Raw genomic sequence first — 16176 nt, 5'->3', positions numbered from 1 at the left:
TAAGCAACCGTTTTATACTGTCACTTTTTCAAACAAAAACTCCCTTTCGTAAAAGGGAGTTTTTGTATAAATTATTTATTTTGGTTTCTAAGTGCTTCTCGATCAATGGATTGGGGAGGTTTTTCAAACCATCCATGATCAATTAAGAGTTTTGCACCTTCCCCGGCATATGTCCCGACCTTAAGGATATAACCTTCATAATTGACCGTTAAATCTTTTCGAAGGGATGCCGCAATGGCAAGTCCAAAATCTCCAATTCCAATCGCACTTTGCGCATTCGTATGAAATAACATTAATTTATCCGAAAAAGGTGCCTCCGTGCTATTCGTAATCGTTGAATCCCATGTGGAGGGATGAGAATCATCATCTTCATTTAGTTTCATCATAAAATCTTCCACCATTTTCTTACCTAAATCATATCCCTCTTTAAAGTAGTCACTCAGTTTTTTAGACTGAGCGACTTGGCTAAATCCCAAAAGCATGGTTTTCGCTACATTTGCCACTTCGATATTAACCCCTAAATGCGCAATTTCCATTCCAAGGAGCGGCCGGCGATGGCCTACCAGTCCGCCAAGGAATTTTTTATCTGTAACATACTCCACTTTGTCAGGGTAAGCAATATAGGGAGCTCGTATAAAGACCCCTTTTTCCTGCATCAGTTCCACATTACGGTCATACAACATTTCTGTTTGATTTAAAAATTGTTTGAACAAGTTACGGACATCTTTGCGGGCAGAAACGGACTTAGCCAAGCTGTATGAATTCAATCCCGTCCTCCCCATATGATGCAAGTAACGCATGTACGTTACATCTGAAAAAAGTTTCTTTGCTTTCAAGTTCACATCCTGTTCTCCAAATCCATTCGGAAGAGGAATCCCTTCCTCTGTGAATAAATCCGATATTTGAGCAACATGGTCATATGAATAGCTAAGAGCAAGTTCGATGATCGGCGAAATGTCCTGATCTTCACACGTTTGTAAAAAATGTTTTAGAACACAAATAGACATGGTGTCACCAATATATGTACTCCACAACATCGAAATTTCAGCAGATGTTATTTTGGGTAAGTGTTCTACCATTCATTTTCATTCCCATCCCATAATTTCTCTTTATCATTTCCATAATTATGGAAGTTAATGCAAACTTAAATAATCACTCAATCAATTTGGGCATACTTCAAGATGAGGTGTCGTGATGAAAAAAACATTCGAGAAAAGTGTATTATGGGCTTTATTGATTTTTGGTATCATCTCATTTATAAATTTGATTCGAAAACCTCCTGCTAAAGATTGGTTACTGATCTTTCTTTTTAAAGGATTTTTATCTTCCATATTAGATAATTTAATTGTGAAAAAAGGATACATCAAATATCCGGTTAAATTATTAAAAACCTTTGATTTTAGCTTTATTTTTGATTATTTACTCTATCCGATAACATGTGTTTACTATAACCAGGTTACAAAAAAATCCAATATTTTCGGTGTATTTCTTAAAGTATTCTATTTTAGTATTCCGATGACCGTAACAGAGCATTTCTTAGAAAAATACACGTCTTTAATTAAATTTAAAAAGGGGTGGAATTCCTTTACTAGCTTTTATTCATTGAGTATCACTTTTCTTATTTCTCGGGCCTTTATCGCAATCGTCAGAAAAGCAAATAACAATCCTGTTCCCAAAAATTAATTTTCTTTTGGAACAGGATTGTTATTTAGAGTTGTTCTACCTTTATGACAACATTCCCCTTCTTGTGCCCCTTCTCGACATATCGATGAGCTTCCACAATATCTTCAAACACATAGGTTCTATCAATGACCACTTTTAACATCCCCGTCTCAACCAGTTCTTTAAGAAATTCCAGTGCTTCCGAGGTTTCAGGTGAATTTCGACTTAATAATATTTTCTTGCTGCTAGTCATTTGAGTCCAAAGCATTCGAGCACTTGGCAGCGGCTCCGTGACATTGATATAGGTACCGTCCTTCTTTAACCATTTCATACAAGCTGAAAACGAACTCTTGTTTACCGCTTCAAAAATCACATCATACGTCTCGTCTATCCTGGAAAAATCCTCCGCAGTATAATCCATAACCTTGTCAGCTCCCAGAGATTTGACCCATTCCAAATTCGTGGTGCTGCACACCCCTGTCACGTTCGCTCCGAAATACTTGGCAAGCTGAACCGCATAACTTCCTACACTTCCGGAAGCACCATAAACCAGAACCCTTTGACCTCTTTGTATATTAGCCTTTTTTAGAAAAAATAAGGCTGTGCGGGCTCCAATTGGGATGGCGGCAGCTTCCTCATACGTGATATTGGAAGGTTTAAAGGTTATTGGTCCATCTTCCGGCAGACATTTATACTCAGCATAAGCACCAAAATCCGCTAAAGATGCGGCAAAAACCTGGTCACCTTCCTTAAACCGTTTGACCTCCTTCCCAACGGACTCCACTTCTCCGGCCAGCTCCATTCCTAAGATCGCCTTTTTGGTTGTCTGAAACCAAGTGTGATCCGGGCAGGCAGCCAAAAGGCCGGAGGAACGGTAAAACTCCGTGACCGAATATCCGCTGCGGTTACGGTGGTCGCTTTTATTTTTACCAGGATTTCATTCTCTTTCGGAATCGGTTTTTCTACCTCTTTTAGTTGAAGAACTTCAGGGGGACCGTATTTGGTGTACACAATTGCCTTCATTCTATCCTCCTCCATCCGTTATATTTATTACTTTTTATAATTAGATAGAACAATTGTGAAGGAACCTCTTTTTAGCAAATAAAATTAAAATATAAATTAATATTATTAATTAATTTTATGTAATTTTTAAATAATATTAATTGTGTTATTCATTTTTTAATTCAGATGTAGTATGATGAGGTTAAGTTAGGAAAGGAGATAAAAATGGCTTATCCACTAATCTCTAATTGTCCGGTTTGCAGCAAGCAATTAACCATTACCAAGCTGCAATGTACTCATTGTCATACCACGGTGGAGAATGAATTTGAATTATCGAAATTTGCAGCTCTTGCACAAGAACAGCTTCATTTCATTGAAATTTTTCTGAAATGCCGTGGAAACATCAAGGAAGTTGAAAAGGAGCTTGGAATCTCTTATCCGACCGTTCGTGGGAAATTGGATGAGATTATTAGCTCACTGGGTTATAACGCAGGAAAGAAAACAGACATCGATAAGAAAAGAATTGTTTCCATGCTTGAAAAAGGGGAAATTACCGCAGAAGAAGCCATACAGTTAATTAAAGAGGGGGAATCCTAAATGAAAGAGGAAATTTCACGTGTATTAACGATGGTTGAGGAAGGGAAACTGGATAAAAAGAATGCGACAGAATTAATAAATGCCTTACAGGGGAAAGAAACCCCCATTCTAGAAAGAAAAGATACACCCTATCTAAATAAAATGCTCAAGATTCGCGTGACATCTGAAGAGGGCGATCATGTAAATGTCAATCTGCCCATAAAGCTGGTAAAGGCAGTTTTAAAAGTGGGAACAAGTATTGCTGAAAAAATCCCAGAAGCTGAAAAATATGTGAAAGATATTAATATTGACCTCTTAATTGAGGCGATTGAAAATGAAGTAGACGGCCAAATCGTTGATATCACCTCGGCCAAAGGTGAAAAAGTATTTGTAACTATAGAGTGATGCCTATGTTAAAAGTGAAAATTAAAACAAAGGATCGAAAATTCACCATACCTGTTCCATATGCCCTTTTAACGATGCTTAGTGCCATTCTTACGTCAGAACGGATATTAAAATATGCAAATAAAGCAATCGAAAAGGAAGGAAAATCCTTTAAGGTTCCAAAAATAGATAGAAAAGATTTGAAACCACTGCTGCATGCACTTTCTGAGAACAAAGGATTACTATTGCTAGAAACCATCCTAAAGGATGGAACAGAAGTAACGGTTAAGCTTTAAAGCATTACTCTTGAAGAATTGACGCAAAAAATGAGCACGCCAAGGCGGCGTGCTATTCTTTATTAATCGCACGCCGCCTTACACCAGCCTAGTCTAATAAAGGTATTTTGTACCATAATTGTTCAACCAATTTCGATAGGTAAGAGCAGCTGGTGATACCGGCGATGGAAAAAATGGCACGTAAATGGGTATATGCCATGGATGGTAGTGATGCAAAATTATGTAGTAAGCCATTCCAATCATCCTCTCATTTAAAGTTACAGTAGATTATGAGTGTTCACCCAAATATGATTGGATGGATGCCTAGTTTATTACAAACATCCTAAAACTAGTGTTACTAAAAGGGCAAGCAAATGCTTGTCCCTTTTGCTTTTTAAGGCTCTTTTCGTCATCTTTGTTGCTGATCGTACAAAATAATGGAACAAAATCGCACTCTGAATTCATATTTTACGTCCTACGTTCGTTATAACGATTGTCCCCGTGTTGTCGCCTCCAGCCCCACGAACTGATTTTGATATAGTTATTGGCGAATTAATAACTGCCCCACCGAAGTTGACAACCCCGCCTGAAATGGTACCAATATGGATACCGTCTTTTTTAACAAACAAGTGTATTCCCCCTAAAGTGCTCTTACATCATTATATGTGCAAGCTGTTATACTTGTTTGTACTTATATGATATGATCAATCGCGCCCTGTCAGGGCTTGACCATCCACACATGAAAAAATACCAAGGAATGTTGTGCCGGCTTCCGCTTTTTTTATGCACTTTCATTCCCTGGTATTTTTTATATTCCCCGAATTTAAGAAATTCCAAATCACGAAGGGGAAAACGGTTGTTATCACTTTAGTTATTACCGTAAACTGGCTGATCTACTACATCAGGGTCAACATAATTTGTAGCATTTACCCCGGTATTGGATATCACTGCTCCCCCTGAGTTAAATCCTCCAGAACCAGCATAGGCTTTGGAATCAGTCTTTGGTGTCAAAAAAATGGAGTCACCAAATTTAACATTACCATCTGTGGTGATATTATCGATTGATACGGGTCCATTAATAATTGCAGGCATTTAGGCAGCCATCCTTTTCATTATTTTTTATTTCTTGGAATTTTAAGAGATTCCAAATCACGAAAGGAAAACGGTTTTTATTACTTTAGGCATTACCAATAGTTGGCTGGTCAACTCCGTCAGGGTCAATAAAATTCGTAGAACTTACACCTGTATTTGTTACTATGAACGCTCCCGTGTTAAATCCACCGGCACCAGCAGGAGTCTTAGATGCAACCTTTGGTGAGTTGAACAAGCTATCACCAAATTGGACATCACCATTTCCAGTGATATTATTTATTGTTACCGGTCCAAAAATAATCGCAGGCATTTTGACAGCCATCCTTTTTATTTAAGTTAAACTCGTTTTAATAGGCTATGCACCCCTTCTTGTTCTTGTGCTTTTTTATTTTAGGCATTTTTTAAAAAGGCGTGCAAACGGTGCACGCCTTTTCCTTGTCATTAGATTCGAACCTTATATTCCTTAACCTTCGGCGGTAACAATCCTGTTCCCCAAAATTAATTATCTTTTGGAACTTAATGATCAAAAGATTGTGTTAGATTTGTTCCACTTTGATGACAACATTCCCCTTCTTATGTTCAGTCCTATGATAAATGGTTCTTGTTACGATAGGCGTTGTACTATATGGTCAAAGTGACAATTTTATACAATAGGAGGATTAACTATGGAAGACTTAAAATCCGAATTACATATTGTGGGGATTTGCGGCAGCTTACGTAAAAATTCGTTTAACCGTGGTTTATTACGTGCATTTGAACAGCAGCTGCCCGATCACATTAAATTTACAATAGCTGATTTATCAGAACTCCCCTTTTTTAGCGAAGAAAGAGAAAACAACTTGCCTGAAACCGTATTAAAACTTAAAGAATTAGTGGAGTCTGCGGATGCTGTAATCGTTAGTACACCCGAATACAATTTGTCCTATACGGCTGTGCTAAAAAATGCTCTAGAATGGTTATCACGCGGTTCTTTACAAAGACCATTAGCAGGCAAACCAACTGCCGTTATGGGTGCTGCCTCCATTCAGGTTGGAGTCTCACAAAGTCATTTACGGGATGTTATGCATGCTTTAAATGTAAAGTTGATCAATAGACCCATTATCCAAGTGGGGAATGCCCGTGAAAGATTTGATGAGAAAGGAAATCTGGTTGATCGCGGTGTCAAAGAGCAGTTAGAGAAATTAAAAGATGAATTCATCAACGTTTTAAACTAAAACGCTAGACTGTTCCTTATTTTACATCGAAAATTGAAGTTTGGGCTGTGAAGGACGCTAACCTTGGGTTTAACAAAGAGTTGTATGCTGCGACTCTTTTTCTTGTTCCCTTAAGGTCTTTCTAAAATTACATTCTTTTTTTAAAAATTGGAATAATATAGTTAAGGAGGTATGATCATGTCTAATCCTTTTGAAGCGATTTGGAATATGCTTAAAATATCGATTGATACAACAAATGAAGCAAAATCACCATTACATATCATTGAAGCGGGTGACTGTTGGACGTATTTAACTTTGATGGAAGAGTTCATTCGTTATGAGGAAATGGGGTTAAATACGACAACTGATGATGAAGTCAAAGAAATGTTAACGGATGTAATCCGAATATGTGAATCACAAGTAAAAAAATTAAGCAATTTTATGAAAAAAGAGGGAATTCCCTTACCGGATGTATCATCATCAAAACCAAATTCATACCCAAATGATATTCCTTTAGGAGTAAAGTTGACGGATAATGAACTGGCAAATGGTATAGCTTTCAAGCTAGTTACCTGTTTGCAAGCGTGTTCGAAGGGACAAGCTGATTCTATTCGAAATGATGTCGGATTAATTTGGTTGCAAAACTATCTAGAATGGGCAACGTATGGAACCACCTTAAAAACACTTATGCGTAAACGAGGGTGGCTTAAAGTCCCCCCCTATTACTATCCTCCTGGTCTACCACGATAACAAAAACCAACTCAAATCTTTAAGGGTTGGTTTTTTAATATACTCCATCGGGACATTATTCGGTTTAAAGTCTTAAAACTGTCCTTTCAGATAGGCTGGTGGGACATTATTCCGCTTAAAGTCTTAAAAATGTCCTTCCAGATTGGATGGTGGGACATTTTTCCGCTTAAAAACCAAAAAGTGTCCTTCCAGCTGGGCCAGAGGGACATTTTTCCGCTTAAAGTCTTATAAATGTCCTTCCAGATAGGCGGAGATTGTCTCTAATTTCATCCTTAACTACCGGGGTGCTTTTGATGAAGAAATAAATCTAATCGAATATAAAAAAAGCGTGCTATCACACTGTGCACGCCTTTTCCTTGTCATCAAATCCTAACCTTATATTCCTTTACCTCGGGCGGCAATGGACACACATACTCTTCGCCATCCCGGCGCTCCACCAGCTCCGCCTTCGCTTTTTCAATAAGCTCCGGCCTCTGCAAAACATCGACCGCGGTTGCCGCCATAATTTTTCCAGCATGAAGCATCCCCTTATGCGCAATCGAAGTCGTTCCCGTCGCGACGATTTGCCATGTATGGAGCGGCGTCCCGAGCGGTTCACAGGCCGTCATACATTGCGCAGTCGGCACAATCCAGCTCACATCCCCCACATCCGTCGACCCTGCCATAAATTCATCTGGAGAAAACGGATTAATGTGATCCGCCATATCTTTACCCGCCAATGCCCGATTCTTCTCCACCTCAAACTTCTTGTCCGCCTCTGCTAGTGTTGCCCGGATTTTTTGTGCAAATTGAAGCTCCTCTTCATTATGTTCAGGCACACCCAATTCCACAAAGTTCTCATACATCACTTCTTCTAGCGTCGTATTCGGAATCACATTCGAGAGCGCTGAAGCGAGGTCGATCTCTACCTCGGTTCCGGTCATCAGTGCCGCCCCCCGCGCGATATCGCAAACCCGCTGGTACACCTCTTCGGTCTGCGAAACCCTTGGTGCCCTCACAAAATACAAAACTTCCGCCTCCGCCTGAACCACATTTGGAGAAAGTCCGCCCGTATTGGTGATCGCGTAATGCACCCGTGCTTCAGGAATGATATGCTCACGTAAATAATTCACGCCGATATTCATCAGTTCAACACCGTCAAGGGCGCTTCTGCCTAAATGCGGGGTTGCTGCCGCATGCGAACTTTTCCCCTTAAATTTGAAATATACTTCATAACAGGCAAGGGTTCTCGCCGACCAAATATTATTCGTGGTTCCCGGGTGCCAGGTTAAGGCAAAGTCGACATCATCAAACACTCCCGCTCTCGCCATAAAGGTCTTGCCGCCGCCAATTTCCTCACCCGGGCAGCCATAATAACGGACCGTCCCTTCGATATTGTTTTCTATCATGTAGGTTCTTAGGGCAATCGCTGCCGCAAGGGATCCTGTTCCGAGCAGGTTATGACCGCAGCCATGTCCGTTGCCACCTGTTTTTTCGGGGGCCGGTTGTGTGGCGCCGCCGTTTTGGCTTAACCCTGTAAGGGCATCAAACTCGCCTAAGAAGGCGATCACCGGTTTCCCGCTACCGTAGCTGCCGATAAAAGCGGTTTCAATATCGGCAATGCCTTTTTCTACCGAAAATCCCTCTTCTTCTAGTGTTTTGCAAAGTAGCTCCGCTGATCGAAACTCCTCGAAGCCTGTTTCCGCGTAACTCCAAATCTGGTCACTTACTTGAATCAATTTTTCCCGCTTTTCTTCGATAATTTGTGATAATCTTGTGCGAAAATCCATGTTTGGTCACCTCTTATGCTGATTGGTTGTTCTCTATGATACTAGGATTATTTTTGGGAATTTTATAGAATAAGCCGCAAATTAACACGACCGCCAGTGCGCAAATGAGGAAGATGAATGCTGCTTGGAACGATCCTCCAAAGCTGTCGATTAGCGCCCCCATTGCCGTTGGTGCAATAAACCCGGCCATTCCCCCGGCAAAATACATCATTCCCATAAACGAGCCAATGATATTCTGCGAAACATATTTGAGCGGAATCGTGATAATTGCCATCGCAATCGCCGAATCGCCCAGGGAGAAAATACTTTGATAAGTAATCGCTAGTTGAATATTTGGTGCCTTGAACATTAAATACAAACAAATACCGGAAACAATTGCGCCGATTAAAACGATGAATTTTTCCTTGCCTACTAAGGATTTATCGATTAAAAAACCTGTAAGAACGGCCGCTAGCAATCCACATGCTTGTGGAATCATCGAAAGTGAGCCCACATCTCGTAAATTCAGGTGGCGGGTTTGCTCCAAATATGAAGGCAGCCAGGAGGAGAATCCCCAGTGGACCACACTTGAACAAAAATACATAATGACGATTGTCCATAGAAGCTTACTTTTGTATAGGTCTTTCATTGGTAAGGAATTTGAATGATTGCTGGCTGATTTTTCAACCTTTGGTGGATTGTAATATTTAAAGAGTAATAGGGTTACAACGAGACCTAGACCGCCAACGATGTAAAACATCACCCGCCAGCCCCATGTGTCTGCGATGACGCCGGCAAGATATAAGGCGAGGACTCCGCCGATTAGTTGTGCAGCTAGCAGCATCGACTTGGCTCGTGCACGTACTTCTCTTTTGTAAATTTCGGTGATTGCCACACCTGAGCCTGTTGGAAGACCCCCGTCCCCTAATCCAAGAACAAAACGAATTGCTAGAATTGCGATGAATGATCCGGTCATCCCGGTTAACAATGAAAATAGTGAAATGATAAATACAGCAATGACAATGACTTTCCTGGAGCCAAATTTGTCAGAGACCCAGCCGGCAATCAGTGTCATTAACGCACTGCTCAACCAGAAGCTGCTAATCACCATCCCGCTTTGAGTCTGTGACAAATGCAACTCTTTACTAATCGGAATAATCGCTACATTCATCCCAAACAACGTCAACGAATCCACCAACCACCCAAGGAACAACAACGAGAAAATAAAATGACGCCTACCACTACCCATCCAACTCACCCTCCATCTTTGATTTTTATTTTCGGTTAATAACGGTCTTGACCATAATTATATAACCCAACTTGCCATCGCGCAATAGATTTCTAAATATTCGACAAAATCCGGGCGGTGCCTGTCACCACCCTAATTTTGTCGAATTGCTTAGTGGCGGGTTGAATTCGAAGTGGACGGTAAAGTTGCAAAAGTGGAGGGTAAAACTACTGAGCTGGTGTGTAAATGGCCTAAACCGGTGGGTGAACCTTTAAAAGTGGAGGGTACATGGATTGGTAGGTAGTTGGTTGGTGGATTTTTCGTAGTTTTGTTTGAAAATCTCACTTTTCCCCTCATAAAAATGGAGGGTAAGTTACCTTTTTCGGAATTTAGATCAATGAGAGGTCGTAGTGGACGGTAAAACAGCAAAAGCGGAAGGTAAAACTACGGAACTGGTGGGTAAATGACCCAAACCGGAGGGTAAATCCAAAACCCCAAAAGCAAAAAGTACCCAAAATAAAAACTAGCCCCATATCGTAAACCCTAGATTAACCGGCTAGAAGGTAACCAAATCAGAGCTAGAATACGATAGGAACTAGTTCATTAATAACAGAATGCCCAAAACACAATAATTTATGCACCATAAAAGAAAAAATCCAATCGACAAAATTCAGGCGGTGCCTGTCACCACCCGAATTTTGTCGATTCAAGCACTCCCCTCCTCTTACTATGATTTTTTGGGTATAATAGTGGAATATGGATTTTTTCGGGTAAAGGGGGTTTTGGTTTTGGAGTTGACGGAGGAGATACAGGGGTTTGCGGACGAGATTAAGGATCTGCTGAGTCCGAATTCCACTGAGGATGCGAGGATGATCCAAAAGGGGTTGATGCTGTACCGGCAAGGGTTGGTATCGCAGCTATCGTTCGGCAAGACTACAGTCACGGCAACAGTTCAGGATGTGACACCGGTGAAGGTAACCCTCGACCTTACCTTTTTTACGATGAGTGAATGCTCCTGCCCATCAGAAGAATGGTGCCGCCATCAGATGGCTGTTTTTTTTGCAGCCTATTCACAGGTCGGCAGTGTCGCTGAGTGGGTAGAAGCGTGGCGCGAACCGATGAAGGAAAAAATGGCGGCCGCCAGCTGGGGACTCCAGACGGCGAAGGATTTGATCAAGGCCAATGGTGTGTTGAAGCCGGATTACGGACGTTGGGTCCATTCCTTTGAAGTAAGCTTTGATACGCTTCTGCAATCGAAGAAATCGACGAGCCCCTATGTGATTGAGGAATTGTTCAAAATTTATGAGCGGCAGGTTCGTGCCAGTGCCCCGGTGGAGAAAGAATGGCGTCTGCTCTATGAAATGGTTGGAACAGTCATTTCGTTTAAAAAGCTGGCCATGCTCAGTGAGCGGTCGGAACACTCCGAGGAAATATCCAAACGTACCTATGGCAGCGTGTTTGAAAAATTACAGGACGATGCCGAAGAGCTTGTCGAGAAAATCGGCATGCAGTCGATGCCGTTTGATTTTGATGAGTTTATTTTAAAATTGAAAGACGACGCCTTTGATTTGTTGACCTGTGTGCAGCGTCTTGAATTTGAACGGATCTATTTTTACCGCCTGCTTTGGACTAACTTGTTTAAAAAGAAGGACTGGCGAGAAGAGGAAATCTTGAAAATTAGCACGCGGATGAAAGAGCTCCAGGATTGGGAAAACCCAGGACCGCTGATGATTGCCGGGGTTCACTTGAACTTTCTTCTGCAGAAGGATGATACGGCACTTAAGTTAATCCAAGCTTCCGGAGAGGATTGGACTACGCCTTACATCCTTTACTGGATTGATCTTTTGAGCAGCCAGAAAGCATGGAAACGTGTCGGACCGGTAATTGAACTGTTTATCGGAAGAATTAAAAAGTACTTGGATTCTCTGAACGGTTATCATAGTTGTTCAAGTTTTACGAGAACGGCCATTCGGGCGATTGCCCCCTATTGTGGCGGGAACGACCGTTTTGATTTATTTGAAAAGGCATTGATGCAGACGCTTCCTTACAGTTATTCGGATTATGAATATTTGCTGTTTGAACGCGGGATGTTTGATAAATGGGGCGAGCTCCAGGCGTTTGTCGGGTTGAATTTCTATGATATCCCGAAGGACCGGGTGAAGCTGATTGAAAAGGAAAAACCCGAGGTGCTGCTTGCGCTGCTCCACCAATCGGCCCAGCGGGAAATCGACGCCAAAAACCGCTCCAGCTACAAAATGGCCGTACGGCACCTAAAAAAACTGCGGACCATCTACAAAAAAGTCAAACGCGTCGACGACTGGGAATACTTCATCGAAACCCTTATGGAACGAACCAAACGCCTCCGCGCATTCCACGAAGAATGCAAACGGAGCAAGTTGGTCGAAGGTTAATGCGGTGATTCAATACGGTGACAGGCACCGCTCGTGGATTTTTCACTTGATTTGTCCATTCCACACGGACACAACACAATGACAGGCACCGCCCGTGTGGGCGGTGCCTGTTTTTGTTTCTTTATTTAAGAAAGAAGATAAAAATACTACATTTTAATCGCTAAAGAAATCGTTTTTAGTTCCAAGTATTCGTCTAAGCCATACTTACTTCCTTCTCTTCCTAGTCCACTTTCTTTTATTCCACCAAATGGGGCTTGTGCTGCGAACGGTGCCGGATCATTCACACCAACCATTCCGTATTCTAATTGTTCCGAAACGCGATACGTTCTTGATAAATCATTCGTATAAAAATAAGAAGCAAGACCGTATTCAACATTGTTGGCTTTCTGAATCACTTCTTCTTCAGATGAAAAACGAATTAAAGGTGCCACAGGTCCAAATGTTTCCTCATACGTAATTTTCATCCCATCATTTACATCAAGTAATACCGTTGGAGAGAAGAAGGTACCCTTTTCATATTCTTCACCCGTTGGTGTATTACCTCCGCAAAGAACCTTCGCCCCCTTCATTTGCGCATCCTCAATTTGATCGATTACTTTATCGATCGCCTGTTTATTTACAAGAGGCCCAACCTCTGTCTTTTCATCCAAACCATTGCCAATCACCATGGAAGACACCTTTTTGGCAAAAAGCTCCGAAAATTCCTGATAAATCGAATCATGAACATAAATTCGATTCGCACAGACACATTGCTGCCCTGTTGATGCAAATTTGCTCTTAATCGCGCCCTCGACGGCTAACTCTAAATCAGCATCTTCAAACACAATAAAAGGAGCATGCCCACCTAACTCCATTGAAATACGTTTAACTGTATCCGCAGACTGTTTGATGAGGATTTTCCCAACTTCAGTCGAACCTGTAAAGGAAATTTTCCTCACTTCTTTATTGCTCATTAATTCTCCAACAATCTCACTAGAATCCCCGATTACTAAGTTTACAACCCCGCTTGGAAACCCTACTTCATCAAAAATTTTAAAAAGTTCTAATGAGGACAAAGGTGCTTCTCGAGATGGTCTTAGAATGACTGTACACCCGGCAGCTAATGCAGGTCCAAGTTTCCTTGCACCCATTGATAAAGGAAAATTCCATGGAGTAATCGCCGCAATCACACCAACTGGCTGCTTAATAACGGATATTCTTTTATTCGGAACAGAGGCTGGAATGAGATCACCATACACTCTGCGTGCTTCTTCTGCATACCATTTAAAATAGGAAATCGTACTGTCGACCTCATAGCGTGCATTTTGAATCGCTTTTCCCATTTCTTTTGTAATCGTTTGAGCTAGATATTCCTTCTTTTCTTCTAGTTTATCTACCACTTTGTGCAGATACTCGGCCCGTTGTTCCCCTGTAAATGCCGACCATTCTGGGAAAGCCCTTTTCGCTGCCTCTATAGCCTTCTGAGTTGCCTCTCTTCCAACCTTATAAACTTGACCTACATAGTCGCCATTGGCAGGATTTACGATTTCTATCACTTTATCGGATTTTATCCATTCTCCATTTATATACATCTCTTACCTCCAGTAAATTTCTTCCTAGACTAAAACCAAGCGGCGCTGATTCCTAAACCTGCATATTTTCCACGATGGTTGTTATTCCTTGACCTCCGCCAATACAGAGCGTAACCAATCCATATTTTTCTCCTCTTCGTTCCATTTCGGACAATAATTTCGTCATTAAAATGGCACCTGTAGCCCCAAGAGGATGACCTAACGCAATGGCTCCACCATTGACATTCACTCTATCCAAATCCAAATTCAGTTCCTTGATCACAGCTAGAGCTTGAGCAGCAAAGGCTTCATTTAATTCAATTAAACCGATATCATTTAAAGAAAGTCCTGCCATAGATAACGCTTTCTTTGTGGCCTGTACCGGGCCAATCCCCATAATTTCAGGTGAAACTCCTGAAACAGCCTGAGCAATTATTTTTGCTTTTGGTTTCAACCCATGTTTTTGTGCAGCCTCTTCAGACATCATTAACACGGCCGATGCCCCGTCATTACGCCCACTGCTGTTTCCTGCTGTTACCGTACCGTTTTCTTTAAACACTGGTTTCAAACCAGCCAGCTTGTCCAAAGTGGTTGACCGTGGATGCTCATCGATTTCAAAGGTCTTCTCTTCTTTTCGTTGTTTAATAGAATAAGGAACAATTTCCTTTTGAAAACGCCCCTCCTTAATTGCTTGCAGGGCAAGCCCCTGACTGCGAAGGGCAAATTGATCTTGTTCCTCTCTCGAAATCTTGTAATGTTCTGCTAAATTTTCAGCTGTATATCCCATGGTAAGATTCCCATAGATTTCGATAGGTTGTGAGCGTGGCTGGCTTTCTGTATTCGGGTCGATGATCTCTCCGTTCCCTGCCCCCAATCCATAGCGCGCCTTTCGAAGATAATAGGGGGCTGTACTCATCGACTCCACACCACCGGCTATGACCACATCCGATAATCCGCTCATAATCTGCAATGCAGCCGAATTAATGGCCTGAAGTCCTGATCCACATTGCCTGTGAACAGTAAAACCAGGTACCTTCACTGGAAGTCCTGCACGCAATAAGCTTAAGCGGGCAAGATTGGGCGAGTCGGAACTCTGTTTCGCCTGTCCCATGATCACCTCATCAACTGCGTCTTTTTCCATTTCTGTTCGTAACAGAATTTCGTTAATCACTTTCGAAGCGATGAAGTCTGCTTCTACATCCTTAAGACTCCCGCCCATTCGACCTATTGCCGTTCGTACTGCGTCAATAATGACAACATTTTTCACTCTTCATTCCTCCTTGAATGTTTTTGCTCCCCAGATAGGGCGCTTTTTCCATTGCCCCCAGTTAAAGATTGGAGGCCCTTTTGGCTAAGATTGGTTTAAATCTATAAGAATAGTATTCTTGTAATTTTATCGTTAATCCGCCATTTCCAAATTTACAACGGCTATTTTTAAATTCAGTTTTCCCTTTAATAAATTCAAGAAAAGAGAGGATGTTCTTTCGTCTTTCTAAAATATTTTGAAATCCCTGCGTGTAAAACCATTCATCAATTGTGTTGTATACCCCTCTATTTACTCCATACTGATCCGCACATACTTGTGCAAAAGATCGATCCGTTAAATGAATGATTTCTTTGTCCGCTGCTGGCATGATTCTCCCTCTTTCAACGTTTATGTTCACACCATGGCCTCAACATAGAAAAAACTTTCTCTAATTTAACTGGTGCTCTTTATTTGTTGTATTAAGTGCTTTTTGCAGAAAAACGACTTCTTCACTTAATGCAGAAATCCGTTCTAATACTTCTTGGTCAACCAGTTCATTCTGAGCGTTGAAATGGTCTGTATGAGCATAAACAAATCCTGGTGCCACATATGCACGGAAATAGCCTGCGATTGGTTTTAACTGATTTTCAATGACTAAATAATGCTGATATGTCCCTCCATTTGCTACAAATCCCATTACCTTATTACGGAAATCATTTGGAGGAATCAGATCAAATAAATTTTTAAGTGCGCCTGTAATCGAACCTTGGAAGATCGGAGTACCAATAATATAAAAATCAGCCGAGGAAACAAGATCGATTACTTTTTTTGTATCTCCCGTATACGTGGATGGGTTGCGTCCATCACAGAACTGAATATCAAACTGCTTTAAATCAAGTAATTCTACTTCAATGTCGGGATGATTTTTCTTCACTTCTTCTAAAACTTTTTCAACCACAATTTTTGTTTTTGAACCTGTAATGGTTCCTGATATTCCTAGTAATTTCATTTTGTAATTCCTCCTCCATCAATTCGAATTGAAAATGTATCCTTTTATTA

General features: G+C 41.3%; 17 protein-coding genes and 1 pseudogene. 7 read left to right on the top strand and 11 right to left on the bottom strand.

The window, feature by feature from the left end:
* Window positions 1-71: 71 nt before the first annotated feature.
* On the bottom strand, window positions 72-1079 hold the full coding sequence (locus E2K98_RS04275; protein ID WP_133333030.1) for a DUF3231 family protein: 1008 nt from the start codon (window positions 1077-1079) through the stop codon (window positions 72-74).
* A gap of 115 nt (window positions 1080-1194) precedes the next feature.
* On the opposite strand from E2K98_RS04275, the gene E2K98_RS04270 reads away from it, so the two are divergent.
* Window positions 1195-1683: a CBO0543 family protein gene (locus E2K98_RS04270; RefSeq protein ID WP_133333029.1), complete on the top strand. Its 489-nt coding sequence runs from the start codon at window positions 1195-1197 to the stop codon at window positions 1681-1683.
* A 25-nt stretch (window positions 1684-1708) separates the two neighbouring features.
* Here the strand turns inward: E2K98_RS04270 and E2K98_RS04265 are convergent.
* Window positions 1709-2685: pseudogene (locus tag E2K98_RS04265) on the bottom strand (NAD(P)-dependent alcohol dehydrogenase).
* A gap of 204 nt (window positions 2686-2889) precedes the next feature.
* On the opposite strand from E2K98_RS04265, the gene E2K98_RS04260 reads away from it, so the two are divergent.
* Genes E2K98_RS04260 through E2K98_RS04250 form a run of 3 tightly spaced genes read left to right on the top strand, consistent with a single transcriptional unit; the run spans window position 2890 to window position 3920 of the window.
* Window positions 2890-3261 carry a DUF2089 domain-containing protein gene (locus E2K98_RS04260; RefSeq protein ID WP_133333028.1) on the top strand — a complete coding sequence of 124 codons (372 nt, stop codon included), beginning with the start codon at window positions 2890-2892 and terminating at the stop codon, window positions 3259-3261.
* Complete coding sequence (locus E2K98_RS04255) at window positions 3262-3645, top strand: SHOCT-like domain-containing protein (RefSeq protein WP_133333027.1); 384 nt, start codon at window positions 3262-3264, stop codon at window positions 3643-3645. It begins immediately after the preceding gene.
* Window positions 3646-3650: 5 nt separating this feature from the next.
* Window positions 3651-3920 carry a hypothetical protein gene (locus E2K98_RS04250; protein WP_133333026.1) on the top strand — a complete coding sequence of 90 codons (270 nt, stop codon included), beginning with the start codon at window positions 3651-3653 and terminating at the stop codon, window positions 3918-3920.
* Between the two features lie 440 nt (window positions 3921-4360).
* Here the strand turns inward: E2K98_RS04250 and E2K98_RS32280 are convergent, their stop codons facing one another.
* The 3 genes from E2K98_RS32280 to E2K98_RS04235 all read right to left on the bottom strand — a co-directional run bounded on the left by E2K98_RS32280 (window position 4361) and on the right by E2K98_RS04235 (window position 5301).
* A complete protein-coding gene (locus tag E2K98_RS32280) occupies window positions 4361-4528 on the bottom strand; it encodes a spore germination protein (protein WP_165976167.1) in 168 nt (55 codons plus the stop codon).
* Between the two features lie 238 nt (window positions 4529-4766).
* Window positions 4767-4991, bottom strand: coding sequence for a spore germination protein (locus tag E2K98_RS04240; protein ID WP_133333025.1), 225 nt, complete (start codon window positions 4989-4991; stop codon window positions 4767-4769).
* An 85-nt stretch (window positions 4992-5076) separates the two neighbouring features.
* Window positions 5077-5301: a spore germination protein gene (locus E2K98_RS04235; RefSeq protein ID WP_026572771.1), complete on the bottom strand. Its 225-nt coding sequence runs from the start codon at window positions 5299-5301 to the stop codon at window positions 5077-5079.
* Between the two features lie 355 nt (window positions 5302-5656).
* Here E2K98_RS04235 and E2K98_RS04230 point away from each other — a divergent pair, with 355 nt between their 5' ends.
* Both E2K98_RS04230 and E2K98_RS04225 read left to right on the top strand, forming a co-directional pair.
* Window positions 5657-6205 carry an NADPH-dependent FMN reductase gene (locus E2K98_RS04230; RefSeq protein ID WP_133333024.1) on the top strand — a complete coding sequence of 183 codons (549 nt, stop codon included), beginning with the start codon at window positions 5657-5659 and terminating at the stop codon, window positions 6203-6205.
* Between the two features lie 177 nt (window positions 6206-6382).
* Window positions 6383-6934 (top strand): DUF3231 family protein, encoded by a 552-nt coding sequence (locus E2K98_RS04225; protein WP_133333023.1) that lies wholly within the window; start codon window positions 6383-6385, stop codon window positions 6932-6934.
* A gap of 362 nt (window positions 6935-7296) precedes the next feature.
* On the opposite strand, the gene E2K98_RS04220 is transcribed toward E2K98_RS04225, so the two are convergent.
* Both E2K98_RS04220 and E2K98_RS04215 read right to left on the bottom strand, forming a co-directional pair.
* The gene (locus E2K98_RS04220; protein ID WP_133333022.1) at window positions 7297-8703 is read right to left on the bottom strand and encodes a M20 family metallopeptidase; all 1407 of its coding nucleotides are present in this window, start codon (window positions 8701-8703) and stop codon (window positions 7297-7299) included.
* Between the two features lie 13 nt (window positions 8704-8716).
* Window positions 8717-9931 (bottom strand): MFS transporter, encoded by a 1215-nt coding sequence (locus E2K98_RS04215; RefSeq protein WP_133333021.1) that lies wholly within the window; start codon window positions 9929-9931, stop codon window positions 8717-8719.
* A 767-nt stretch (window positions 9932-10698) separates the two neighbouring features.
* Between E2K98_RS04215 and E2K98_RS04210 the strand changes: the two genes are divergently transcribed.
* Window positions 10699-12321 (top strand): SWIM zinc finger family protein, encoded by a 1623-nt coding sequence (locus E2K98_RS04210; protein WP_133333020.1) that lies wholly within the window; start codon window positions 10699-10701, stop codon window positions 12319-12321.
* Window positions 12322-12467: 146 nt separating this feature from the next.
* On the opposite strand, the gene E2K98_RS04205 is transcribed toward E2K98_RS04210, so the two are convergent.
* The 4 genes from E2K98_RS04205 to E2K98_RS04190 all read right to left on the bottom strand — a co-directional run bounded on the left by E2K98_RS04205 (window position 12468) and on the right by E2K98_RS04190 (window position 16126).
* Window positions 12468-13892: an NAD-dependent succinate-semialdehyde dehydrogenase gene (locus E2K98_RS04205; RefSeq protein WP_133333019.1), complete on the bottom strand. Its 1425-nt coding sequence runs from the start codon at window positions 13890-13892 to the stop codon at window positions 12468-12470.
* A gap of 52 nt (window positions 13893-13944) precedes the next feature.
* A complete protein-coding gene (locus E2K98_RS04200; protein ID WP_133333018.1) occupies window positions 13945-15138 on the bottom strand; it encodes a thiolase family protein in 1194 nt (397 codons plus the stop codon).
* A gap of 61 nt (window positions 15139-15199) precedes the next feature.
* Window positions 15200-15505: a hypothetical protein gene (locus E2K98_RS04195; RefSeq protein WP_133333017.1), complete on the bottom strand. Its 306-nt coding sequence runs from the start codon at window positions 15503-15505 to the stop codon at window positions 15200-15202.
* A 60-nt stretch (window positions 15506-15565) separates the two neighbouring features.
* Window positions 15566-16126, bottom strand: coding sequence for an NADPH-dependent FMN reductase (locus tag E2K98_RS04190; RefSeq protein WP_133333016.1), 561 nt, complete (start codon window positions 16124-16126; stop codon window positions 15566-15568).
* Between the last annotated feature and the right edge of the window lie 50 nt (window positions 16127-16176).

The sequence above is a fragment of the Bacillus salipaludis genome, from assembly GCF_004358205.1.
Note: the sequence above shows the minus strand (reverse complement) of the source record. Positions and strands in the feature narration are given on the sequence as shown.